Consider the following 23,308-nt stretch of genomic DNA (forward strand, 5'->3'; position numbering starts at 1 on the left):
AGGGGCTGAGACCCATGTCGTACGACGTCGAGAAGCCGGACGAGCAGTGGCGCGCGGAGCTGAACCCGGCCGAGTACGCGGTGCTGCGCCAGGCCGCCACCGAGCCGGCGTTCACCGGTGAGTACACGGACACCAAGACCACCGGCGTCTACTCCTGCCGCGCCTGCGGCGCCGAACTCTTCACCTCACACACCAAGTTCGAATCCCACTGCGGCTGGCCGTCCTTCTACGACCCGAAGGACTCCGACGCGGTGGAGCTGGTGGAGGACCGCACCCACGGCATGGTCCGCACCGAGGTCCGCTGCGCCCGCTGCGGGTCCCATTTGGGGCACGTGTTCGAGGGGGAGGGGTATGCGACTCCCACTGACCAGCGGTACTGCATCAACAGCATCTCGCTCCGACTGAGGCCGGACGAGAACTGACGGCGCTCCATCGAGGGCGCGCTTTCCGGGATCGGCTCCAAGGCACGTCATCGAGGGAGCCAGAACCCGGCCTACAGCCCGACTCGTCTGCCGCTGTTCAGAGGGCATGTTTCCTCGCTGAACAAACTGTCCGGGGTGAATCCGGGTCGAATTTGGGTTGCAAGTATCGCCGTCCCTGTCCGCTCCGCGTGCGTCTCGGCAGGGGATGGGCCGGAAACACGTGCACGAATGGTCTCCCGTCAGGCCTCGTCTGATGCCCGGCATTAGGGGGCGGTGCAGGCGAGGATTGCGAACCTGACTGGACCCATCAGCTGACGCGGGCTGTCATGCTGAGCCGCCCGAGTGCTGCGCTTAGCGTGAGGGGGGAAGGCCGCTGCCCTGTGCTGCATGTAACCGGGTGTGGTGTCTGCGGAGGGCGCCGGTTGGCGAGAATCACGATGTGGTCCAGGTGGTGGAGCCTGACATGCTGACTGTCTGAGGTCCACGTTACGGTGTCTGGTCCTACGAGCGAGGGAGGCGTGGACCGTGACGGCGAGCGCCGATCATCTCAAGGCGATGCTGAGCGCACACGCTGCTGGCGACGACGACCGGTTTTACAGTATTGCGCTGCAAGTCGTGGCGAAGTCTGCGCGCCAGGGCCACACTCGCCTGGCTGCCGAGCTGCGGGAGGCCATTGAGGCATCTCGTGCTGAGAAGGTCGGCCGGCAGTCCACGCCGACTCCTGTGGTGCAGCCGCGTGGTGAGCTGGCAAGTCTGCTCACTGCCGATTACCCCGGCACACAGCTGTCCGATATGACCCTTGCGGAGAGCACCCGGGCGGCTCTGGAGGAAGTGCTGCATGAACAGCGCCAGCGTGGCCGGCTGGAGCGTTTCGGCTTCGTGCCTGTGCACCGGCTGCTGCTGTCCGGTCCTCCGGGGACGGGGAAGAGCATGACCGCAGCGGCACTCGCCCGTGAGCTTGGTCTTCCGTTGTTCACCATCCGGCTGGATGGTCTGATCAGCCGATTCATGGGGGAGACTGCCGCAAAGCTCCGTCTCGTCTTCGATGCCGCCGCGCAGACCCGGGCCGTCTACCTGTTCGACGAGTTCGATGCGCTGGGGGCGGACCGCGCCAGCAGCAATGATGTCGGAGAGGCGCGCCGTATCCTCAATTCCTTCCTTCTCTTCCTGGACCAGGCACCCGCGGAGAGTCTGGTGGTGGCCGCGACCAATCACCGCCGCCTTCTCGACACGGCGCTTTTCCGCCGGTTCGATCTGGCGATCGTCTATGACCAGCCGTCGACTGATCAGGCGATCGAAATTCTTCGACGGCGGCTCGCCGCGATGGACACATCAGAAGTAAAGTGGGCAGATCTCTCTGCTCTCACGGAGCAGCTGAGTCACGCTGAGCTGGTCAAGGCTGCTGAGGCGGCCGCCAAGCGGGCGATTCTCGGGGGGGAGCGACGCGATCGATGCCGACCAGCTGAGGGACGCCCTCAACGAAAGGCACCTCCTGCATCATGCCTGAGGGTTCCCCCCGAGTGCCCCGCATCTCTTGGTTCCCTGGTCACCGAGAACTCTCACTCCACGGTCGCCTGGCCCTGCTGTGCAGCCCTCGAAGCTGGTGGACAGGTCCGCGGACCGAGCCGGACACGCGAGTCGGCTGAAGACCGACGTCGAAGAAGTGCAAAGCGATGCTCTCCTTCACAGGCAGTCCGTCGATGACCGCGACCGGGCAGCCGGCTTTGCGGTGACCGTGCAGGCTGCACCCGAGCACGAGCTGAAGCCGGACCCCCTCGACAAGTCCGGCCTCACGCTCATGAACGTCCATGAGGCGGATGAGCAGCACTCTCAGGAAGCTGTCGTCTGGATCTCGGACGGAGCAGTCCCCACTCTGCTGAGAAAGATCGACCAGTTCGCCGTCGAAGACGGCCCCTCCGGCAGTCCCAGGAACGCTGCGCTCGTCGCCAATATCGAGCAGATCGAACGAGCCACGGTCGAGAACTTGTGGCAGGAGAAGCTGCCGCTGCCCGACGAAGACGTCGACGTGTGGTGGGAGCTGTGGATCGACTCCAGGCTCAGCGAGTCGGATGCGGTGGAGACCCTGCGGCGGCTGGCATAGGCCAACGGCTGGCAGATGGTGCAACGGACCATCGGCATAGCACAGTTCAAGGTCGCCCAGGTCCACACCAGCATCCGCGGACTGACACAGATCCTGCGCACCAACGCCTGCCCGTCCGAGATCCGCAAGCCGACCTTCACCGAGGAACTCCACAGCCGCGAACTGCGAGACCTGCACCGTGACTTCGTGGCCGACCTGGTGAGCCGGATCCGGCCCGCCTCTACCGGCGCACCCGCAGTAACGCTGCTCGACACGGGCGTGGACCAGGAACACCCGCTGCTGCGACCTGTACTCCTCGCCGCCCACAGCGTCATGAGCCACGAAGGGCCGGACGACAACCATCCCCAGGGTCACGGCACCAGAATGGCCGGTCTCACCGCGTTCGGAGACCTGGAGAGCGCGCTCACTTCGCTCGCCCCGGTCCAGCTCGACCACCACGTGGAGACGGTCAAAATCCTCCCACGCAGGCAACTCGACATCCCCCGTCCGCACGGCGAAGTGACCGCGACGGCCGTCGCCACCGCGGAAACAGCCGATCCGGAGAATCCGCGCACGCGCGTCTTCGGCATGGCGGTGACCGCCGAGTCCGGTCCGGACAGCAACGGCACCGACGGAACAGCCACCCTGTGGTCCGCATCGGTGGACGCTCTCGCTGCTGGCACCGACATCACCGTCACCGACGACCGGATCGATCTGCTGGGCCCTCCCGAGCCCACCCAATCGCGTCTCCTGGTCATCTCGGCCGGCAACATCCGCGACCACCGGGCCACCGACCTCATCGCCGCCGACGGGAGTTCCAACCACCTGGACCTGTGCGACACCTCTCGCATCGAAGACCCCGCCCAGGCGTGGAACGCCCTGACCGTCGGCGCCCACACTGAGCTCGACCACGTACCCACCCACAAGGACTACGCCGGCTATCGCGCTGTTGCGGCCTCGGGAACCCTGTCACCGCACAGCCGCACGTCCGTGCTGTTCAAGGAAGCCGCAGTATGCAAGCCCGACATCGTGATGGAAGGAGGCAATCTCCTCGTCGACAAGGAAGTCACCAGAGTCGACGGCCACGACGCGAGTTCACTGACCACCACGGCCCGCTCGCACCTCGGCCAGCTCCTCACCACCATCGACGCCACGAGCGCGGCGACCGCCCAAGCCGCCCGCCTGGCCGCCCTGGCGCATGCCCGCTACCCGAACCTGCGGGCGGAGACCGTCCGGGGCCTGCTCGTTCATGAGGCCCGTTGGACCGATGCCATGACGGAAGGCGTCTTCAACCGCAACGGACGCCGCAAGATAACGGCGGGCAGTTCACGCGTACCGTGCTGCGACGCTACGGCTGGGGCGTTCCCACCGAGGAGCGGGTGCTGGCCAGCACCGCAAGCGCGGTAACCCTGGTGACGATCACCGCCGAGCAGAGGACCGCATTCCGCCAGCAGGGCTTCGTCGTGATTCCCGAGGTTCTCGGTGCCGAGCAGATTGCCGGCGGGCGCGAACTGGTCGCTGCGCTGCTGGAGCAGCAGCCTTACGCCGACGATCACGTCGGACCGTATTTCCTGTGGCCGCGCTTCGCTGCGGAGGGCCATCCACTGCTTGACCTCTACCGGGAGACGGGCGTCGGGGACCTCGCCGGCCAGCTGCTGCGTCCGGATCTGGATGTGCAGGACCCTGATTTCGCGCAGGTGGCCACCACGATTCCACCGTGGCCGCATCGGCCGGGTGGCCCACACGTCGACGGCCTGACGCCGACCGAACCGGACGGACGTCCCGGATCCTTCTCGCTGCTGGCCGGCGTGTGGCTCACCGGTCACGACCATCGGCACCGGGGAAACCTGTGGGTGTGGCCGGGCACCCATCTACGATTCGGTCAGTACCTCGCCGAACGCGGCGCCGACGCCCTCGCGCGCGTAGAGGAGATGCATCCGGGCCCGTATCCCAAGATCGAGGTCGGCGAGCCGACGCAGGCGGTCGGCCCCGCCGGCAGCGTCCTGTTCGCCCACTACCTACTTGCTCACAACATCGGCGGCCACGACGGCGTAGCCGGCGAGGGACGACGCGAGACGGTGTACTACCGGCTCCACGCCAGCGGTCACCGGGAGCGATGGCGGCAGGCCGTCACCAATCCGCTCGCCGAATTCCGCTGACCAGAAGCGATTCAGAGGTCAGGTTGAAGGATCGGCGTGTCAGCGCATCAGGCTGAAGCAGCGGGATCCTGATCACCGTCACATGCCCGTCGGTGGCCGGCTCCTTGCACATCGGTGGGATGTCACGGAGGGGGGAAGGGGATTTGGGAACGGAGGCAGTTCTCGTTCAGCCCTGCTGACCAGCGCCTCGTCCCGAGCAGCTCCCGAAGGTCGTCCCCGAGCGCGAATCGGAAGCAGTAGCCGTCGAGAACGGCCGACCCAGGTCCGGCCGCGGCGGCGCTGTAGATTTCCGGGGCATTTGCGATCTCCGGAATGCTCCGAAATCCGACTCCCTTGGTCCCGATCCCCTCGCCGACGGTCTTCTCGCTGCGGGCGAGCTTGCACACGGCCTCGATGCCGGACCAGGTGAACGGCGTGCCTCCGTTGGCCACATAGGGCGTCCCGTGTTCTCCCTCCTGCTCGTCGAGCAGGACGTGGCCGCTGCCGTCGCCGCGGTCTCACCAAGTTCGGGCGACCTGCGCCGACGAGTTGGCCGGTCATCTGCTCCTGCCGTTCCTCCGGCTGGGCGGCCCGCGAGGTATCTCGGCACTGCTGGGCCCCGCGTGCCCCGAGTCGGGAGGCGCGTACACCGTCGTGCGGCGAACTCCAGGTCAGCCGGGTGTCGGCGCCCGGATCCGCGAGTACGTCCGTCAGGTCGGCGTTGCAAGGGCGTCGTAGGGGGGCGCGTATGCCGCTGAGGTACTGGTCCGTGGGGTTGGGCACAGGGCCGGGTGGGCGAACGGTTGGTGGGTGTTTCTCTGGTCGGGCGCAGAGAAATGAGTGGGTGGGCGGGGCGTTAGGGTGGCGGGATGATCAGGGTGCCGGAGGGGTTTGCGCGGAGCACCGTCGAGCGGGAGGGGGAGGCCGGGGCGGCGTGGATCGAGCGGCTGCCCGGGATCGTGGAGAAGCTGACGGGCGCCTGGGGGTGTGTGCCGGACGGTGCGGTCATGCACGGGGGCGTCGGCGTGATCGTCCCGGTGCGGCGGGCCGCCGGAGCGGCCGTGCTGAAGGTGTCGTTCCCGCATCCCGGCAATGTCCATGAGCCGGACGCGTTCGCGGCATGGGCCGGGCGCGGTGCCGTCCTGCTGCACGAGCGCGACGACGAACGGTTCGCGATGCTGCTGGAGCGGGCCCGGCCGACGACCCTCGCGGATGCCGAGGACGGCGACGAGGTGGTGGCGGTCGCCGGACGGCTCAGCCGCCGGCTGGCCGTGGCCGCGCCGCCCGGACTGCCCCGGCTGTCCGAGCAGGCCGACGCCTGGGAGGAGCAGCTGTCCCGGGACGCCGCGGAGCTGCCGCACGAGCTGTCGCGCCGGGCACGGGATGCCGCCGTGGCGACCGTACGGGAGCTGGGCCGGGCCCAGCCGGACACCCTCTTCCACGGCGACCTGCACGCCCGGAACATCCTGCGCGCGGACCGTGAGGCATGGCTGGCCGTCGACCCCAAGGGGTACGCGGGAGACCCCGCTTACGACGCCGGCATCCTGCTGAAGTCCCGCGCGCCGGCGCTGCTCGCGGCGGACGACCTGGGCAAGGCCGTCCACCGTGTCCTGGACGTCTTCGCCGAAACCGCGGAACTCGACCGTGAACGTGTCCGGCGCTGGTCCCAGTTCCACGCCGTCCAGTCCGCGTTCTGGGACCGCCGGCACGGCTTGCGTATCGCCCGCACCGGACCGCGACTCGACTGGCTCACCCAATTCCTCGACCGCCTCGCCGAATTGCTCAGCGCACGCGCGTAGAGCGATCCGGCCACGGTCCGGTCACGACCCGGCTGCGAGTGGTCGTCCGCCAAGGTGCTGAAACAGTCGCGGTCTAAACTCTTCACGCAACGGCCTGCGCACCGACGACCGTGGCCGGAAGTGGGCAATACCTGCCAAACCCGAAGGGTATTCGGCGTTTTGATACGGATAGATTCAGTCACCAAGCGGTACCCGGACGGCACCGTGGCGGTCGACCGGCTGTCACTGGAGATACCGGACCGCTCGATCACCGTGTTCGTCGGGCCCTCCGGCTGCGGCAAGACGACGACGCTGCGGATGATCAACCGGATGGTGGACCCCTCCGAGGGGCGCATCCTCCTCAACGGCGTCGACGTCCAGGCGCAGCCCGTCAACACGCTGCGCCGGTCGATGGGTTACGTCATCCAGAACGCCGGTCTCTTCCAGCACCGCACCATCGTCGACAACATCGCCACGGTGCCCCGGCTGCTCGGCTGGAGCAAGCAGCGGTCCAGGGCGCGGGCCGCGGAACTGATGGCACGGGTGGGACTCGACGCCTCGCTCGCCAAGCGGTACCCCTACCAGCTGTCCGGCGGACAGCAGCAGCGCGTCGGCGTCGCCCGTGCGCTCGCCGCCGATCCGCCGGTGCTGCTGATGGACGAGCCCTTCTCGGCCGTCGACCCCGTGGTGCGCAAGGGCTTGCAGGACGAACTCCTGCGCATCCAGGAGGAACTGGGCAAGACCATCGTCTTCGTCACCCATGACATCGACGAGGCCATCAAGCTGGGCACGATGGTCGCCGTGATGCGCACCGGCGGCCGACTGGCCCAGTTCGCCCCGCCCGCCGAACTGCTGAGCGCGCCCGCGGACGCCTTCGTGGAGGACTTCCTCGGCGCCGACCGGGGCATCCGCCGGCTGTCGTTCTTCCCGTCGAACGCGCTGGAGCTGCGCACCACCCCGGTCGTCGCGATCGACGCCGACGCCGGGCAGATCGCCGCGCGCGCCGCCGACGACGTGCCGTACCTCCTCGTCACGGACCTCGACGGGAAGCCGCTCGGCTGGAGCGCGCCGGGCGACCTCGCCGCCGGGAAGATCGACCGGGAGCAACTGCTGTCGTACGGGCGGCCGTTCGTGCCCGGCACCGACTCGCTGCGCGCCGCACTCGACGGCGCCGTGCTGTCGCCGACCGGCTGGGCCGTCGGCGTGGACGCCACCGGACGGGTCGTCGGCGTCGTCTCCCAGCAGGTCATCGGCGAGGCGATCCGCTCCGCGCACGCCACGGGGCGCAGCACGGTGAAGGCCGGCCGATGAACGGCTTCTTCGACATCCCGAGCGACCTCCAGCACAGCTACTTCGGCCTGGTCGGGCTGCATCTGCGCGAGGCGCTGCTGCCGGTGCTCGCCGGACTGCTCGTCGCGCTGCCGATCGCCCAGTTCTGCGTGCGCTTCCGCCGCCTCTACGCGCCCGTGCTGGGCGTGACGACCGTGCTGTACGCGATCCCGTCGCTCGCCTTCTTCGTGGTCCTCATCGACTACACCGGCCAGAGCGAGACCACCGTGATGATCCCGCTGGCCGTCTACAGCCTCGTGGTGTTCGTCCCGGCGATCGTGGACGGGGTCCGCTCGGTGCCGCAGGAGACCCTCGACGCCGCCACCGCCATGGGGCTCGGGCCGGTACGCCGCTACCTCCAGGTGCAGCTGCCGATCGCCGTGCCCGCGATCATCGCCGGCCTGCGGGTGGCCACCGTGTCCAGCATCTCCCTGGTCAGCGTCGGCATGCTGATCGGCAACCAGGGCGGGCTCGGCAATCTGCTGCACGACGGCATGATCTACAACCAGCCCCGCCTGGTCTGGCTGTCCGTCGTCGGTACGGCCGTACTCGCCGTCCTCGCGGACGTCGTGCTGGTCGCCGTCCGTCTGCTGCTGACGCCCTGGATGCCGCGCGGCACCCGCACGGTCCGCACCGACGGGGCCGATGCGCGGCCCACCACCCGGCCCGAATCGACCGCGGTCGCCCTGGAGGACGCAGTCCGGTGAACGTACTCCACTTCGTCAACGCCTTCTTCAGCGACGGCGCCCACTGGCACGGCTACGACGGCATCCCCACCCGGCTGCGCGAGCACGTGCAGTACTCGCTGCTGGCGCTCGCCGTCGCGGCCGCCATCGGACTGCCGCTCGGCCTGCTGACCGGGCACACCGGACGCGGCGGCAACGTCCTCGCGTTCATCGCCACGGCCGCCCGCGCCCTTCCCAGCTTCGGCCTGCTGGTGCTGATGTTCGTGCTGCTCGGCTTCGGACTGCTCCCGGTGATGATCCCGCTGGTGGTGCTCGCCATCCCGCCGATCCTCGTGACGACGTACGAGGCGGTGCGCTCCGTCGACCCGTCCCCGGTGGACGCCGCCCGCGGCATGGGCATGGCGGAGTCGCGGATCCTGCTGCGGGTCGAACTGCCCGTCGCGCTCCCGCTGATCCTCAGCGGGCTGCGCTCGGCGGCCATCCAGATCGTCTCCACGGCCACCATCGCCGCGTACGTCAGTCTCGGCGGGGTCGGCCGCTACATCGTCGACGGCCTCTACCAGCACAACTACGAGAAGGTCGTGGGCGGCGCCAGTCTGGTGGCCGTGATGGCCCTGGCGACACTCGCGGTGTTCTGGGCGGTGGCCCGGATCGCGGTGTCGCCCGGCGTGCGCAGGAGCGGCTGAGGTCAGCGCTCGGTGCGGGACAGCGCCAGCTCCAGTACGACGAGCAGCGCGTCCCGCACCGAGCCGCGCTCCCGGGCGTCGAAGACCACCAGCGGGACGCCGTCGGCGACGTCCAGCGCCCAGCGGATCTCGTCCAGGGTGTGCTCCACCGTGCCGTCGAAGGCGTTGACGGCCACGGCGAACGGGATGCCCTTGTGCTCGAAGTAGTCGACGGCCGCGTAGCAGTCGTCGAGGCGCCGGGTGTCGACGATGACGAGCCCGCCGACCGCGCCCTCCACGATGTCGTCCCACATGAACCCGAACCGGTCCTGTCCGGGCGTGCCGAACAGATACAGCTTGAGCGTCGGGTCGATGGTGAGGCAGCCGAAGTCCATCGCCACCGTGGTCGTGGTCTTGTTCGGGGTGTGCGTGAGGTCGTCGACGCCCGCCGCGACCTCGGTGATGGCGGCCTCGGTGGTCAGCGGCTCGATCTCGGAGATCGCGCCGACGGTCGTGGTCTTGCCCACGCCGAAACCGCCCGCGATGACCATCTTCACCGGCAGGGGCGGTCGTACGGCGGTGTGCGCGGCAGAGCCGTGGACCAGTGGTTCAGTCGGTGTCACGGAGTACCCCTCGGGAGTCGGGGATGGCCCGCAGGCCATCGATAACCCTGCGCAGGACGGATGCGTCGTGGGTGGATTCGAAGTCGGGCACGTACACCGTCAACTGCCCGGCCGCGCGCAGGTCGTCGGCCAGCACGCGGACCACGTTGAGGTGCAGCCGCAGCCGGGCCGCCAGCTCGGCCAGCGACTGCGGCAGTCGGCAGGCGGCGACGATGTCGTGCTGCTCGAAGGAGAGCCCGTCGAGCGCGTCCAGGCCCGTGACGGTGGCCACCACCTGGGTCTCGACGGGCATCGTCCGGCCGGAATCGCTGTCCGCGACCCGGCCGGCGGTGACCAGGAACGGCCGCACGGCGGGGGCCGGGCCGACCGGGTCGGGGCCCGGGGGCGGGGAGCCGTCCGCCATGGGTTCCTACGCTTTCTTTCTCGTTCTCGACGGGCGGGCCGCCGGTCAGCGGGCCGACGCCACGCCGACGCTGTTCTTCAGTTCGAGCACCAGCTGGGGGCTGAGCGCGGCCCCGGCACGGTTGGCGAACAGCGTCATCTCGTAGGCGATGTTGCCCAGCTTGGCCTCCTTGTCGGCGACCACGCCGAGGACGGCGCCGCTGCCGATCGCGGAGACGATGACATGACCGCCCTCCAGATCGATGATGACCTTGTTGAGGCCGCCCAGGCCGTAGTTGCCGGAGGCGCCCGCGGCCAGGCTGGTGATGCCGGAGACGATCGCGGCCAGCCGCTCGGAGTGGGCGCGCTCGCGCAGCTCCGACACGGCGATGAGCAGGCCGTCCGACGATACGGCGATCGCGTCGACCACGCCTGCGGTCTCGGTCGCGAAGCGGTTCAGCAGCCAGGTGAAGTCGGCCGCGGCGGCCTGCAGATCGGTCGGCGTGGTGCCGCCCGTCGGGGTGTCACCTGTCGACGTGCTCACTGCTCGGCTCCTTCCGGATGGTGGTTCTGGTCATGCGGCTGGTCTCCGCGCGCGGCCCCGGTTGCGGGGCGCGCGAGACTGCCGGTGTCGCTGTCGAGCCGGGCTTGCGCCACCGCGGCCTCGAACTCCTCAAGGGCGTCACGCTCGGCCTGTGCGTCCCGGGGGCGCGCCGCCTGCGGTACGGCCTGCTGGGCGCCCGCGGTCGTGCGGAGCGTGGCCCCGCGGACCCGTCGGCGCAGCGGGCGTGCGCCCGTGGAGGCGTCGTCCGCGCGGGCGGCGGGCGGCGGCGTCTCGGTGCGGGCGCGCGGGATCAGCGGGGGCCGGTCTCCGGGGGCCGCTGGGGTGCCATGGGTCACGGCGGCATTCTCCACGGTCGCCGGGACAGTGCCGTCGGTGCCCTGCGGCGCCTCGCGCCGGGGCAGGCGGCGGGGGAGCGGGTCGTGCGGCTCGGCGGAGCCGTCGAGGCCGTGCGCGTCGGCCCGGCCCGGGCGCGCGCCGGTGGCGGAGGGGCGCGGCGACGGCGCGGGCAGCACCGTGGCCGGGTGCGGGCCCGTGCTCACGGGCGCGTCCGCCGCGGCGGCGGCCGGACGCCCGGTCCGGGCGGGGGCACCGTCCGCCGCCGGGCTCATGGCGAGCAGCAGCGAGGCCGGCAACGCCACCTCGGCCGTGACACCGCCGCCCGGCGTCCGGGTCAGCTCGACCCCGATCTCCCAGCGGCGGGCGAGCGTGCCCACCACGAACAGGCCGAGCACCTTCGTCGGTACGAGGTCGAGGCGTTCGCGGCGGATCAGCCGGGCGTTCTCCTCGGCGAGGCGGTCCGCGCTCATGCCGAGGCCATGGTCGGTGATGACGACGTGCGCGCCCTCGGCGCCGCAGCGGACGGTCACCTCGACGGGGCTGCCCTCCGGCGAGAACGACACCGCGTTCTCGATGAGTTCGGCCACCATGAGGGTGAGGTCGCCGATGATGTCGGGCTCGACCATGGCGTCCGAGGCGGTGTACAGCCGTACCCGCTGATAGCCCTCGATCTGGCCGAGCGAGGCCCGCACCACGTTGGTGAGGGGCGTGGGCCCGCCGTCCAGCACCGTCTCGCGGATGCCGGCCAGCAGCATCAGACTGTCGGCGTTGCGGCGCAGACGCACCGCGATGTGGTCGATGGAATAAAGGCGTTCGAGCACGGCCGGGTCGGTCTCGCCGCGCTCCACCGCGTCGATCAACGCCAGCTGACGGGTGGTCAGGTTGCTCACCCGGCGGCCGACGTTGCCGAACATCTCGGCGGTGTTGCGCCGGCTGAGCACCTGCCGCTCCAGCAGCGCGGCGGCGGTCGTCTGCACATGGTTGAAGGCCTCGGCCAGGTCGCCGATCTCGTCGCGCGCGGTGACCGGCATGTCCCGCAGCCGGGGCGGACGGTCGTCCTCGGTGTCGTCGTCGGCCACCCGGGCCAGTTCCCGGCCGGCCACCTCGGCGACCTCCTGTGCCGCTCCGGTCAGCGCCTGCACCGGGCGGATCACCGAGCGGCGGACCAGCACGGCGAGGGCGAGCCAGAGGGCGAAGCCTGCCAGCGCTCCGCTGAGCAGCAGTCCGGCGTTCCACTGGGCCGAACGGGACGCGTCGTCGGCCCGCTCGGCGATCTGGCCGATCAGCGAAGTGGTGATCTTCAGCCGGGCGGTGGCCTGCTCCGGGTAGACGGGGTAGGAGTTCAGCGCGTCCTTGACGGCCTGCCGGATCTCCTCCGGGCTGCCCGCCTCCAGCCTGCTGGTGTCGATCTGCAGTTCGGCGAAGGACTGGGCGATGGTGCGCTGCGCGGTGGTGTGCTCCACCCCAGCCAGCTGCTCCGTCTGCGCCTCGCTGGCGAACCGGCCGAACCGGTCGGCCTGGTGGTTGTACAGGTCGTAGGAGCCCACCGCGTTGGTGAACTCGATCAGCGCGTTGGTGTCCCCGGTGGTGGCCGAGAACACGCTGGTCTCGAAGGCGCCGTGGGCGGCGTCCGCGCGCAGCAGCGAGTCCAGCAGGTTGCCGGTGAAGGTGGAGGCGAGCGAGGAGTTGCGGTCCAGGCCGAGCCCGTCGATGAGGCCCTGCGCCACGTTGGCGTAGGCCGGGTCGATGTTGTCGGCCGGCAGATAGGCCGCCTCGACCGAGTCGCGCAGGCTGGACAGGCCCTCGACCTCCCGCAGGGCCTGCGCCTCGCTCTCCGGCAGCCGGTCGCCGAAGGTGTCGAGCACCTTCTGCGCCTGGCTGTCCACGGCCTTCTGGGCGTCCCGGTAGGCGGCGGGGGAGGGCTTGCTGAACCCGGACTCGTAGCGCACCGACAGCAGGATCGCCTGCTGGTGCTCGGCCTCCACACGGTCCACCAGCCGGGCGACCTGCGCGCTGTCCCGCACGAGCCGCGCCGCCGAATCCGCCGTGCTCGACTGCTGGACCAGATCCGTGATCATGTACGACAGGAGCGCGGCGACCACGGCGAGGGGAACGCCGACGAGCAGATTGAGTTTGCGCCTGAACGGCCAGCGGTCGGCGAAGCCCCTGATGCCGCTCCGCGTCGGCGGGGCGTGCCGGGCGGGCGCGTCCACCTCGTTCGTGGACACCGGTCCTCCTTCGTGGGGGATGTCTCCGCGGGGCGTGGCCGCCTCGCCGTGCGGGGCGTCGTCGCCCCCGTGGCGGGGCCCTCTCGCCCCGGAACTGTTGCGCAACGACGCCGAAGCGGAATCCGTGCACCGCTGTGCCCGCTATCAACTGCGGTGAGACTACAGCTTCCTTCAGGGACTGATCAGCTCGCCTTTCATCAAGAATCCGTTACAAAGAGAACGCTCTCCATACACAACTGGCCACGGATCGAAGCCAATCAGTGACCCGGTGGCACTTGACTGGGCGAGAACAGGCTGGATTGGATCAGTGGCGAGCTGTTCCAGAGTTGTTCAACCAACCCCCGCCAACCCCACCGACCACTGAACCCGGAACGGGAACCGTGACTTCCAACACCCACACCAGCAGGTTCATCCGGAGACACCGAAGCGCGGCAGCCGTCGCACTCGCCGCCGCAACGGCCCTGCTGGCGGGCTGTTCTTCTTCCTCCTCCGACACGTCCGACGACCCGCTCAAGGGCGAGAAGGCGAGCGGCGACACCGTCGTCGTCGGCTCCAACAACTTCGCCGAGAGCATCCTCCTGGCCGACATCTACGGCGAGGCCCTCAAGGCCAAGGGGATCAAGGTCACCTACAAGCCCAACATCGGCAGCCGTGAAACGACGTACGGCCTGCTCAAGAACGGTTCGATCTCCGTTCTGCCCGAGTACAACGGCGCTTTGCTCGCCTACCTCGACTCCAAGGCCACCCCGAAGACCATCGAGGAGACCACGGCGGGCATCGAGGCCAAGCTCGACTCCAAGCTGACCCTGCTGGAGCCGGCCAAGGCCCAGGACAAGGACTCCGTCACCCTCAACGCGGCCACCGCGAAGAAGTACAACCTGACCGACAAGTCCTCGATCGCCGACCTCAAGGGCATCGCGAAGGACCTGGTCATCGGCGGCTCCCCGGAGTTCCAGACCCGGCACCAGGGCCTTGAGGGGCTGAAGTCCGTGTACGGCGTGGAGTTCAAGTCGTTCAAGGCGCTCGACGCGGGCGGCCCGCTCACCCAGGCCGCGCTGAAGAAGGACACCGTCCAGGCCGCGGACATCTTCACCACGGACCCGACCATCTCCAAGGAGAAGTTCGTCGTCCTTCAGGACACGGAGAACCTGTTCGGGTTCGCCAACGTCCAGCCGCTGGTCTACAAGGGCTCGCTCTCCCAGGAGGGCACCGACGCGCTCAACGCGGTGTCGGCCAAGCTGGACACGGCGGCCCTGCTGGACCTCGACACCCAGGTGCAGCTGGAGAACAAGGACCCGCTGGACGTCGCCAAGGCCTGGCTGAAGTCCGCCGGCCTCGACTGACGTCCGCACCGTGGACGCGAGCACCAACGGAGCGACGCGGGTGTCCCCGGACACCGGGGACACCCGCGTCGTCCTGGACGGCCACGGCCTGGACCTGCCCGGACTCGTCCGGCTCGCCGACGCCGTCGCCGTCCCCTTCGTCCCCCGAGCGGCACTCGACCGGGCGCACCGCGCCTGGCACACCGTGCGCCGCCTGGCCGCGAAGGGCCGCCTCTACGGCCGCGGCACCGGCGTGGGCGCGAACCGCTCCGTCCCCGTCCAGGCGGGCGACGAGGCCGAGCACGGCCTGCGGCTGCTGCGCAGCCACGCGGGCGGTGCCGGACCGCTGCTGCCCGCCCGGCAGGTCCGTGCGATGCTCGCGGTCCGCGCCAACCAGCTCCTGGCCGGCGGCTCCGGCATCCACCCCGACGTCATCACCGCCCTCACCGAGGCCCTGCGGCTCGGTGTCCACCCGGCGGTCAACGCCTACGGCGGCGTGGGCACCGGCGACCTGGCGGCCCTGGCCCAGACGGGCCTCACCCTCATCGGCGAACGCCCCTGGCTGACCGCCACCGCGGACACGGCCCGGACACCGGCCGCGGACGGCGACACCGCCCGGCCGCCGGCGACCGGGGCGGACGCCGCGCCCGCCGGGCTGCCCGCGCCCGTCACGCCGCGCTCCGGCGACGCGCTCGCGCTGCTCAGCAGCAACGCCCTCGCGCTCGGACAGGCCGCGCTCGCCGCGCACGCCGTGGACGTCCTGCTGCGGGCCACACACGCCGTCGCCGCGCTCTCCCTCGCCGCCGTCGCCGGGTCCCCGGAGGCGTACGCCGCCCCGCCGCACGCCCTGCGCCCCTACCCGGGCCCGGCCCGCGCCGCCGCCGAGGTACGCAGGCTGCTGGGGCTGCCCGACCGGCCGGTCACCGCCGGGCGGCGCGTCCAGGACCCGTACGGCTTCCGCGCCTTCCCACAGGTGCACGGTGCCGCCCTCGACGCCTGGGACGCGCTGCGCCGGATCGTCGAGGTGGAGATCAACACCCCCACGGAGAACCCGGTGCTGGCCGCGGACGGCCATGCCTACCACCACGGCGGCTTCTTCGCCGCCCCGCTGGGCCTGGCCCTGGACGGCCTCGACCTGGCCCTGCTGCAGACGGCCCAGCTGTCCGTCGCCCGGCTGTCCGCGCTCGTCCGCGGCGACCTGACCGGACTGCCCGACTTCCTCGCCACCGGCCCGGCCGGCAGCTCCGGTGTGATGATCCTGGAGTACACCGCCAACTCGGCCCTCGCCGAACTGCGTTCGTGCGCCGCCCCCGCCTCCGCCGGGCACGCCGTCCTCTCCCACGGGCTGGAAGAGGCCGCCAGCTTCGCCGGTCAGGCCGCCCGGCAGACCCAGCGGGCGGCCGACGCGTACACCACCGTCCTCGCCTGCGAACTGGTCTCCGCCGTACGGGCGCTGCGCCTGCACTCGGCGGCCCCGCCCGTGCCCGCCCTCGCCCTGGCCGCGGCCGTGTTCCCACCGGACACCGAGGACCGCCCCCTGACCGGCGACATCACCACGGCGACCGAGCTACTGCCATTCCTGGCAGAACTCTGAGGCCGACGACAGAACCCGGCTGTACGTTCCCCGTGCCCGGCCACTTCGCCGGCCGCTTCTGGAGCCGAAGCGCACGCTCGACTTCTGGACGTGGCACGGGGCCGGCACCGGGGCCTTCCCGCCGAGCGGAGCGCCCGTGCGGCCCTCACGCAGGCCGACCGTGCCCGTGCCCTTCGGGCCGTCCTGGGCGGGGGCATCGAGCCGATGGACGAGGAGACCGAGCGCAAGGCGTGCCTCGGCGAGAACCACCGCCCCACCCGTACCGCGCCGCCCCCGGCCTGCTCGGCCCCGCGCAGCACCCGCCCGCGCTTTGCTGGGCCTGCGCGGCACCGGCCCGCGCTTTGCTGGGGCCTGCGCGGGTCGTGCCGGGTCTTGCCCTGGGATCCGCCCCGTCTCACCCGGGACTTGCCTCGGGTCCCGTTCGGGTCTTGGCCGGGGTCCGCGTGCGTCTTGTCCGGGTCTTGGCCGGGGGCCGCGTGTGTCTCGTCCGTGTCTCGGTTGGGGGCCGCTGGTGTCTTGCCGGGGGTCCTGTCTCCGCGCGCCGTCCGGGGGTCCGGCCCCGTCTCACCCGGGACTTGCCTCGGGTCCCGTTCGGGTCTTGGTTGGGGTCCGCGTGCGTCTTGTCCGGGTCTCGGCCGGGGGCCGCCCGGGTCTCGGGCCCGCTGGTGTCTTGCCGGGGCCTGCCCGGCTCCCGCCTGTGTCTCGCTCGCCCCGTCGGGGGCTCGCTCGGGGCCTGACCGCGCCCCGCCCAGGGGCCGTTTCTGGGACGTTGTCGGGCGGGGGTGGGGCGGGGCGCGGGGTGGGGATCAGAGGTCGAACTCGTGTGGGGGAAGGTCCAGGGTGAAGCAGGCCTCTCGTACCACCGCCTGCTCGGTCTTGTCGAAGTCGCCGTCGGCGCCGCCGATGACGATGCCGATCTGGATCACCGCGCGGGCCTCGGCAGGCTTCTTCTTCGCCTTGGCGATCTCCTGGAGCACGCTGACCTTGCCGAAGTCGAAGTCGGCGGTCAGCTTGTTCAGGTTCTCCTCGAAACGGCGCCGCAGGTCGTCCGCGGGGAAGTTCTGCAACACCTCGTTGGTGGCGATCAACTGGGCCACGCGCTGGCGTTCGGCCGGGTCGATGGTCCCGTCGGCGGCGGCGACGAGCGCGCACATCGCCATGCTCGCGTCACGGAAGGCACCGCTCTTCAGGTCGTTCTTCTTCGCCACGAGCTGGGTCTGCATCGTCGATGCGGACTCCTTGACGCGGTCCCACAGGGCCATGCGAACTCCTTGAATACACAGTCGAATGCCTCTACAGCACCGTAGAAACTCTCGGCGGTCCCGTTAAGTTCCGGCGCCCCGCGCCCCGGTGCAACCCGGCACGCGGCGTGCCGGGTCCATCGCATACCGGTCGACCGGCCGGATGCGGAGGGGCGTTTTCCGGCCGTATCGCATCGGCGGCCGGCGCGTGCCGCCGCGCACGGCACGGCGGGTGCCGTGCCGTTGCGGGCGTGATGACCGTGACTGGCGCGGTCTCAGGGGCTGTTGAACCCGTCGATGTGCAAGTGCACCGACCGGCCCGTCCGTTTTCCGGCCCCATGACGCGCCATTGAGAACAGACCGTCCGCCTCGTATTGTGGCGATCACCGGTGTGGCGTACGCCTGTCCGCCGGAGCCTCCGCAAACCGGAAGAGAACCGAGGGAGATCCGTGCTTCGACGCCGTCCGTTTGCGGAAGAGTCAGGGCCGTCGGGTCCGCCCGCGCCACCGTCGTGCGTGCGGGGCGCCCGGTCCGCACCCCGAACGACCGCTGGCGCACGGTGAGCTATCGTGTGCGGGGGGTAAAAAACAAACGGCACGTCCCGTTCTTTTTCCGGCGGTCAAGGAGTCCAGCAGATGGCGAGGCAGTTACGCGCCGAGCAGACCCGCGCGACGATCATCACGGCAGCGGCCGACCTGTTCGACCGTCACGGCTATGAGTCCACCAGCCTGAGCGACATCGTCGAGCACGCCCGGGTCACCAAGGGGGCGCTGTACTTCCACTTCGCCGCCAAGGAGGACCTGGCGCACGCCATCCTGGAACTCCAGTCCAGGGCCGTCCGGCAGGTGCTGGCCGAGGTGGACCGCCGCGGCTGCTCCTCGCTGGAGTCCCTGATCCGCACCACGTTCGGCATGGCCCGGCTCGCCGTCGAGGGCCCCGTCCCCCGGGCCGGACTGCGCCTCGCCACCGCGGACATCGTCGTACGGCCGCCGCTCAGACACCCCTTCACCGAGTGGCTTGAGCTGGCCACCCGCAGACTCCTGGGCGCCGTCAAGGAGTCCGACGTCCATCCGGACGCCGACGTGGAGGCCGCCGCCCACTCCCTGGTCTGTTTCTTCGTCGGCACCCGAGTCGCCGGCCGCCTGCTGGAACCCGCCGGGCGGCTGCCCCGCCGGATCGCCGAGATGTGGCACCTGCTGATCCGGGGCCTGGTGCCGGTGCCCCGCAGAGCCCGCTATCTGGCGCTCGCCACCCAGCTGGAACGGGAGACCAGAACCGTCTGAACCGCGCGGTACGGTGACCGACATGCCCGACACCCCCGCCGCGCCCGTGCTCCTCGGCAACGCGCCCGGCTCGTTCCCGCACAGCGTGCTCGCCGAACGGCACCCGGCGATCATCCGCCAGGTACGGGACGCCTTCCCGTACGGCCCCGAGCGGCACCGCGCGCTCGACGCACTGCTGAAGAGCTGCGCCGACGGCGTGATCGAACCGCTCCCCGCCGACGCGGCCGACCGCGACCGGTGGCGGGACTGGGGCATGGACGCGCGGACCGGCCGGTCCTGGTTCGACGTGCCGTGGCTGTGGTCCGAGAGCCACTTCTACCGGCGGCTCCTCGACGCCGTCGGCTACTTCGGCCCCGGCGCCTGGCAGGGCATCGACCCCTTCCGCCCCGTGAAACTCGCCGAACTCGACGCCGCCGAGACGGACGAGGAACTGGCCGCGCTGGACGCGCTGGAGGGCCGGCCGCACGACGAGCGGGCCCGGGCCCTGCTGCACGGCTCGCTCTGGGGCAACCGCGCCGACCTCGGCTTCCGCCTCTCGGCTGAGGGCAGTGAGGACCGGGCGGCGGTCCCCGCGCTGGTCCACGACGACAGCGACGCCCTGTGGGCCCAGCTCCCGCCCGCCGGGCCGGGCACGCTGTGCCTGGTCGCCGACAACGCTGGCCGCGAACTCGTCCCCGACCTGCTGCTGATCGCCCACCTGCTCGCCAAGGGCCGGGTCGGGCGTGCGGTGCTGCACGTCAAGCCGTACCCGTACTACGTCTCCGACGCGACCACCGCCGACGTGGTGGACGCGCTGCGCCGGCTCACCTCGGCGCCCGGTGCGGCGGCCCGGTACGGGAGGCTGCTGTGGGCGGCCATGGCCGACGGGCGCCTCGACGTGCGCGCGCACCCTTTCTCCTGCGCCCCGCTGCCGTACGCGGACATGCCGGACGACCTGCGCGCCGACTTCGCCGCGGCCGACCTGACGATCGTCAAGGGCGACCTCAACTACCGGCGCCTGGTGGGCGATCGGATGTGGCCGCCGACCACGCCCTTCCACGAGGTCACCGCCTACTGGCCCGGCCCGGTCGCCGCCCTGCGCACGCTGAAGTCCGACGTGATCACCGGCCTGGCCGAGGACACCGAGGCCGAACTCGTCCGCGCCGAGGGACAGCGCTGGCGCACCGCGGGCACGCATGCGCTGATCCAGGTCAGCGCGCCACGACGGCGGTAGCCGAACCGACTTGAGCCTGTCGGCGAAGCCCCGCGGACAGCCGCGCGAGCATGCCGTCCGAGCGACGACGAGGCCCGTACCGGGCGGCCTGCTGGATGCCGTCCGCGCGAGCCCGTCGTCCGCGCGAGTGCGCTGTCCGCGCGAGCACGCCCCCGTGCAAGGCGCCGTCCCGGCAGGGCGCCGCCGGAGAGCGCCGCCGCGCGGTCGCGCCCACCGTCCTCGGGCTCGGCACGGTCGGCCTCACCGGCGGGTCAGGCACCGGCGGTTTCGGCACCGGCGGTTTCGACGTCGGCGGTTTCGAGTTCGGCCGTTTCGAGTTCGGCCGTTTCGAGTTCGGCGGGTTCCGCACCGGCCGCTTCGACGTCAGCCGCTTCGGCGGCGTCGCGAGGCGCGGCGGCACGGACAGGCACCCGTCGACATGCGGACCGTCCCGGCGCGGCGACGTGTCGACGGCCGAGGCGAGCGGGGCCTGCCCGGTGCGCGGCAGCCGGTACGCCCGCGGGTGCCCGGCCGGTTCACGGGCGCAGACGAACCTGTCCCGCAGCCGCGCCGGGGAACGCGCATCGAGCGCCCTGCCGGCGGCTCGCCCGTCTCGCTGTTTCCGTGCGGTGCGGCCACGCGGCCACCGGGGTGCCGCGGTCCGTTGTACGCCGGCTGCGGGTGGTTCGTGGCCGCTCGCGCCGTTCCCGCGCCCCTTTGGGGGGCGCGTGACGAAGGGCCCCTCCGTCAAGGGGCCGTACACGTCGGCGACGAGGGTGACCATGTCGACCGTGCCGTCCCCGCCCCGGGGCCGCTCGCAGCGCACCGGCGGAACAGGGCGCGGCCCGTTCCCGGGCGAGCGCCCTTCGGCGTACGACGAGTTGGTCGTCGCATCCTTGAACGGCCGGACCGCGCCGGTGTGCACCGGCAGCTTCGTGCGGACAGCTCCGTACCGTGAAAGTTCCGGTGTTCGGAGGGGGTTCACGCGATGGTGTGATCATGTGGTGGGGGGTGGATGGGGGTCGGAGGGCGCGGGTAGGGCCCGGCCATGACGCAGCCCTTCGAACTTCCGCACTTCTACATGCCGTACCCCGCGCGGCTGAACCCGCATGTCGACGAGGCGCGTGCCCACTCGACCGCGTGGGCGCGCGAGATGGGCATGCTGGAGGGCTCCGGGGTCTGGGACCAGGCCGACCTGGAGGCGCACGACTACGGTCTGCTGTGCGCCTACACACACCCCGACTGCGACGCCCAGGCCCTCTCGCTGATCACCGACTGGTATGTGTGGGTGTTCTTCTTCGACGACCACTTCCTGGAGAAGTACAAGCGCAGCCAGGACCGCGCCGCGGGCAAGGCCCACCTCGACCGGTTGCCGCTGTTCATGCCGCTGGATGTGACGGCCGCCGTGCCGGAGCCGGAGAACCCCGTGGAGGCGGGCCTCGCCGACCTGTGGGCGCGCACGGTGCCGTCGATGTCGGCCGACTGGCGCGCACGGTTCGCCGTCGCCACCGAGCATCTGCTCAACGAGTCCCTGTGGGAGCTGTCCAACATCAACGAGGGGCGGATCGCCAACCCCGTCGAGTACATCGAGATGCGCCGCAAGGTGGGCGGCGCCCCCTGGTCGGCGGGGCTCGTCGAGTACGCGACCGCGGAGGTACCCGCCGTCGTGGCGGGCTCACGGCCGCTGCGGGTGCTCATGGAGACCTTCGCCGACGCCGTGCACCTGCGCAACGACCTGTTCTCCTACCAGCGCGAGGTGGAGGACGAGGGCGAGAACAGCAACGGCGTACTCGTCCTGGAGACCTTCTTCGGCTGCACCACACAGGAGGCCGCCGACACCGTCAACGACATCCTCACCTCGCGCCTGCACCAGTTCGAGCACACCGCGCTCACCGAGGTGCCCGCGCTCGCCCTGGAGAAGGCCCTCACCCCGGACCAGGTGGCGGCGGTTGCGGCCTACACGAAGGGCCTTCAGGACTGGCAGTCCGGCGGCCACGAATGGCACCTGCGTTCCAGCCGCTACATGAACGAGGGCGCCGTCGTCCGCTCCCCGTGGCAGGGGCCGGCCGGCCCCGGCACCTGTGCGGCGGACATCGGCGCGCTGCTCGCCTCCGCCGCGGCCGAACGGCTGCGTGCCTACTCCCACATGCCGTTCCAGAAGGTCGGCTCGTCCCTGCTGCCCGACTTCCACATGCCCTTCCAGCTGGAGCTGAGCCCCCACCTCGATGCCGCCCGTGGCCGGCTCACCGACTGGATGCACCGCATGGGCATGCTGGCCGAGGGAGTCTGGGACGAGGACCGGCTCGCCGCCTACGACCTCGCGCTGTGCGCCGCGGGACTCGATCCGGACGCCGCTCCTGAGGCCCTTGACCTCGGCTCCGCCTGGCTCGCCTGGGGGACCTACGGCGACGACTACTACCCGCTGCTGTTCGGCCACCGCCGGGACCTGGCCGCCGCCCGGGTCACCACGGCGCGGCTGTCGGCGTGCATGCCCCTGGACGGCGCGCCGGCTCCCGCCCCGGCGAACGGACTGGAGCGCGGCCTGATCGACCTGTGGGCGCGTACGACGGCCGGCATGACCGCCGAACAGCGGCGCGCCGTGAAGGCATCCGTCGACGTGATGACCGAGAGCTGGCTGTGGGAACTCACCAACCAGCTGAACAACCGCATCCCCGACCCGGTCGACTACCTGGAGATGCGGCGGGCCACCTTCGGAGCCGACCTCACCCTCAGCCTGTGCCGGATGGGCCAGGGACCGGCGATCCCACCGGAGGTCTACCGCAGCGGCCCGGTGCGCTCGATGGAGAACGCCGCCGTCGACTACGCGTGCCTCCTCAACGACGTCTTCTCGTACCAGAAGGAGATCGAGTACGAGGGCGAGATCCACAACGCCGTCCTCGTCGTGCAGAACTTCTTCGGCGTCGACTACCCGGCCGCGCTGGGCGTCGTGCACGATCTGATGACCCAGCGCATGGCGCAGTTCCAGCATGTCGTGGCCAACGAACTCCCCGTTGTGCGAGAGGACTTCGGCCTCTCGGACGAGGCCGGCCGGGCGCTCGACGGCTACGTGGCCGACCTGCGGAACTGGCTGGCCGGCATTCTGAACTGGCACCGCATGGTCGACCGTTACAAGTCCGGCTATCTGGCCCGCCGCGCCCACCGCTTCCTGCCCGACCGGCCACCGGCCCCCGCGCTGCCCGTCCGCTGAGATCCGGCCCCGCCCGGCGCGCACGGTCCCGCGTACGCGGACATGACCGTCCGCGTCGTGACCCCAGCAGCCGAGCCCGTGCGCGCCCAGCGGGCCCAGGCCGGGCGGGGCGTACGCGCGGAAGTACCGCGTACGCGTTCAGGACCGGCCGGTCGCGCTCGGCGAGCGCGTTGAGCAGAAGCGGGGGGCCTTCTCCCATGGCTTCCCGCCCTCGCCCCCCGGGCAGTCTCACTCGTT

At 70.9% G+C, this 23,308-nt stretch carries 20 protein-coding genes; 14 read left to right on the forward strand and 6 right to left on the reverse strand.

Features of this window, described 5'->3' with window-relative positions:
• Positions 1 to 14: 14 nt before the first annotated feature.
• The 9 genes from msrB (at position 15) to ABT245_RS02700 (ending at position 9,119) form a co-directional block, all read left to right on the forward strand.
• Positions 15 to 422 (forward strand): peptide-methionine (R)-S-oxide reductase MsrB, encoded by a 408-nt coding sequence (gene msrB, locus ABT245_RS02660; RefSeq protein WP_351727891.1) that lies wholly within the window; start codon positions 15 to 17, stop codon positions 420 to 422.
• A gap of 525 nt (positions 423 to 947) precedes the next feature.
• Positions 948 to 2,126, forward strand: coding sequence for an AAA family ATPase (locus tag ABT245_RS02665; protein ID WP_351727893.1), 1,179 nt, complete (start codon positions 948 to 950; stop codon positions 2,124 to 2,126).
• Positions 2,086 to 2,523 (forward strand): hypothetical protein, encoded by a 438-nt coding sequence (locus ABT245_RS02670; protein ID WP_502982057.1) that lies wholly within the window; start codon positions 2,086 to 2,088, stop codon positions 2,521 to 2,523. Before ABT245_RS02665 ends, ABT245_RS02670 begins: the two co-directional genes overlap by 41 nt.
• Before the next feature lie 15 nt (positions 2,524 to 2,538).
• On the forward strand, positions 2,539 to 3,909 hold the full coding sequence (locus ABT245_RS02675; RefSeq protein ID WP_351727896.1) for a S8 family peptidase: 1,371 nt from the start codon (positions 2,539 to 2,541) through the stop codon (positions 3,907 to 3,909).
• On the forward strand, positions 3,882 to 4,661 hold the full coding sequence (locus ABT245_RS02680; protein WP_351727897.1) for a phytanoyl-CoA dioxygenase family protein: 780 nt from the start codon (positions 3,882 to 3,884) through the stop codon (positions 4,659 to 4,661). Before ABT245_RS02675 ends, ABT245_RS02680 begins: the two co-directional genes overlap by 28 nt.
• Positions 4,662 to 5,509: 848 nt before the next feature.
• A complete protein-coding gene (locus ABT245_RS02685; RefSeq protein ID WP_351727899.1) occupies positions 5,510 to 6,439 on the forward strand; it encodes an aminoglycoside phosphotransferase family protein in 930 nt (309 codons plus the stop codon).
• 159 nt (positions 6,440 to 6,598) lie between these two features.
• On the forward strand, positions 6,599 to 7,729 hold the full coding sequence (locus ABT245_RS02690; protein ID WP_351727900.1) for an ABC transporter ATP-binding protein: 1,131 nt from the start codon (positions 6,599 to 6,601) through the stop codon (positions 7,727 to 7,729).
• Entirely contained in the window at positions 7,726 to 8,454 is a 729-nt protein-coding gene (locus tag ABT245_RS02695) for an ABC transporter permease (protein ID WP_351727902.1), read from the forward strand. Before ABT245_RS02690 ends, ABT245_RS02695 begins: the two co-directional genes overlap by 4 nt.
• The gene (locus ABT245_RS02700; protein WP_351727904.1) at positions 8,451 to 9,119 is read left to right on the forward strand and encodes an ABC transporter permease; all 669 of its coding nucleotides are present in this window, start codon (positions 8,451 to 8,453) and stop codon (positions 9,117 to 9,119) included. Before ABT245_RS02695 ends, ABT245_RS02700 begins: the two co-directional genes overlap by 4 nt.
• 2 nt (positions 9,120 to 9,121) lie before the next feature.
• Here the strand turns inward: ABT245_RS02700 and ABT245_RS02705 are convergent, their stop codons facing one another.
• Genes ABT245_RS02705 through ABT245_RS02720 form a run of 4 tightly spaced genes read right to left on the reverse strand, consistent with a single transcriptional unit; the run spans position 9,122 to position 13,231 of the window.
• Positions 9,122 to 9,721 carry a GTP-binding protein gene (locus ABT245_RS02705; RefSeq protein ID WP_351727905.1) on the reverse strand — a complete coding sequence of 200 codons (600 nt, stop codon included), beginning with the start codon at positions 9,719 to 9,721 and terminating at the stop codon, positions 9,122 to 9,124.
• Positions 9,708 to 10,124, reverse strand: coding sequence for a DUF742 domain-containing protein (locus ABT245_RS02710; protein ID WP_351727907.1), 417 nt, complete (start codon positions 10,122 to 10,124; stop codon positions 9,708 to 9,710). Before ABT245_RS02710 ends, ABT245_RS02705 begins: the two co-directional genes overlap by 14 nt.
• 45 nt (positions 10,125 to 10,169) lie before the next feature.
• Positions 10,170 to 10,646 carry a roadblock/LC7 domain-containing protein gene (locus ABT245_RS02715; RefSeq protein WP_351727909.1) on the reverse strand — a complete coding sequence of 159 codons (477 nt, stop codon included), beginning with the start codon at positions 10,644 to 10,646 and terminating at the stop codon, positions 10,170 to 10,172.
• Positions 10,643 to 13,231, reverse strand: a complete 2,589-nt coding sequence (locus ABT245_RS02720; RefSeq protein WP_351727911.1) for an ATP-binding protein — start codon at positions 13,229 to 13,231, stop codon at positions 10,643 to 10,645. Before ABT245_RS02720 ends, ABT245_RS02715 begins: the two co-directional genes overlap by 4 nt.
• Positions 13,232 to 13,611: 380 nt before the next feature.
• On the opposite strand from ABT245_RS02720, the gene ABT245_RS02725 reads away from it, so the two are divergent.
• Both ABT245_RS02725 and ABT245_RS02730 read left to right on the forward strand, forming a co-directional pair.
• Positions 13,612 to 14,574, forward strand: a complete 963-nt coding sequence (locus ABT245_RS02725; RefSeq protein ID WP_351727913.1) for an ABC transporter substrate-binding protein — start codon at positions 13,612 to 13,614, stop codon at positions 14,572 to 14,574.
• 10 nt (positions 14,575 to 14,584) lie between these two features.
• Complete coding sequence (locus ABT245_RS02730) at positions 14,585 to 16,147, forward strand: aromatic amino acid ammonia-lyase (RefSeq protein WP_351727914.1); 1,563 nt, start codon at positions 14,585 to 14,587, stop codon at positions 16,145 to 16,147.
• 806 nt (positions 16,148 to 16,953) lie between these two features.
• Here the strand turns inward: ABT245_RS02730 and ABT245_RS02735 are convergent.
• Positions 16,954 to 17,409, reverse strand: coding sequence for a tellurite resistance TerB family protein (locus tag ABT245_RS02735; protein ID WP_351727916.1), 456 nt, complete (start codon positions 17,407 to 17,409; stop codon positions 16,954 to 16,956).
• Between the two features lie 614 nt (positions 17,410 to 18,023).
• Between ABT245_RS02735 and ABT245_RS02740 the strand changes: the two genes are divergently transcribed.
• Together ABT245_RS02740 and ABT245_RS02745 are read left to right on the forward strand one after the other, a co-directional pair.
• Positions 18,024 to 18,671 (forward strand): ScbR family autoregulator-binding transcription factor, encoded by a 648-nt coding sequence (locus ABT245_RS02740; RefSeq protein ID WP_351727917.1) that lies wholly within the window; start codon positions 18,024 to 18,026, stop codon positions 18,669 to 18,671.
• Between the two features lie 22 nt (positions 18,672 to 18,693).
• Positions 18,694 to 19,884, forward strand: coding sequence for a damage-control phosphatase ARMT1 family protein (locus tag ABT245_RS02745; protein WP_351727919.1), 1,191 nt, complete (start codon positions 18,694 to 18,696; stop codon positions 19,882 to 19,884).
• 251 nt (positions 19,885 to 20,135) lie between these two features.
• On the opposite strand, the gene ABT245_RS02750 is transcribed toward ABT245_RS02745, so the two are convergent.
• Positions 20,136 to 20,294 carry a hypothetical protein gene (locus ABT245_RS02750; protein ID WP_351727921.1) on the reverse strand — a complete coding sequence of 53 codons (159 nt, stop codon included), beginning with the start codon at positions 20,292 to 20,294 and terminating at the stop codon, positions 20,136 to 20,138.
• 617 nt (positions 20,295 to 20,911) lie between these two features.
• Here ABT245_RS02750 and cyc2 point away from each other — a divergent pair.
• Positions 20,912 to 23,071, forward strand: a complete 2,160-nt coding sequence (gene cyc2, locus ABT245_RS02755; protein ID WP_351727922.1) for a germacradienol/geosmin synthase Cyc2 — start codon at positions 20,912 to 20,914, stop codon at positions 23,069 to 23,071.
• Positions 23,072 to 23,308: the final 237 nt, after the last annotated feature.

The sequence above is a fragment of the Streptomyces sp. NPDC001508 genome (assembly GCF_040298665.1).
GTDB lineage: Bacteria > Actinomycetota > Actinomycetes > Streptomycetales > Streptomycetaceae > Streptomyces.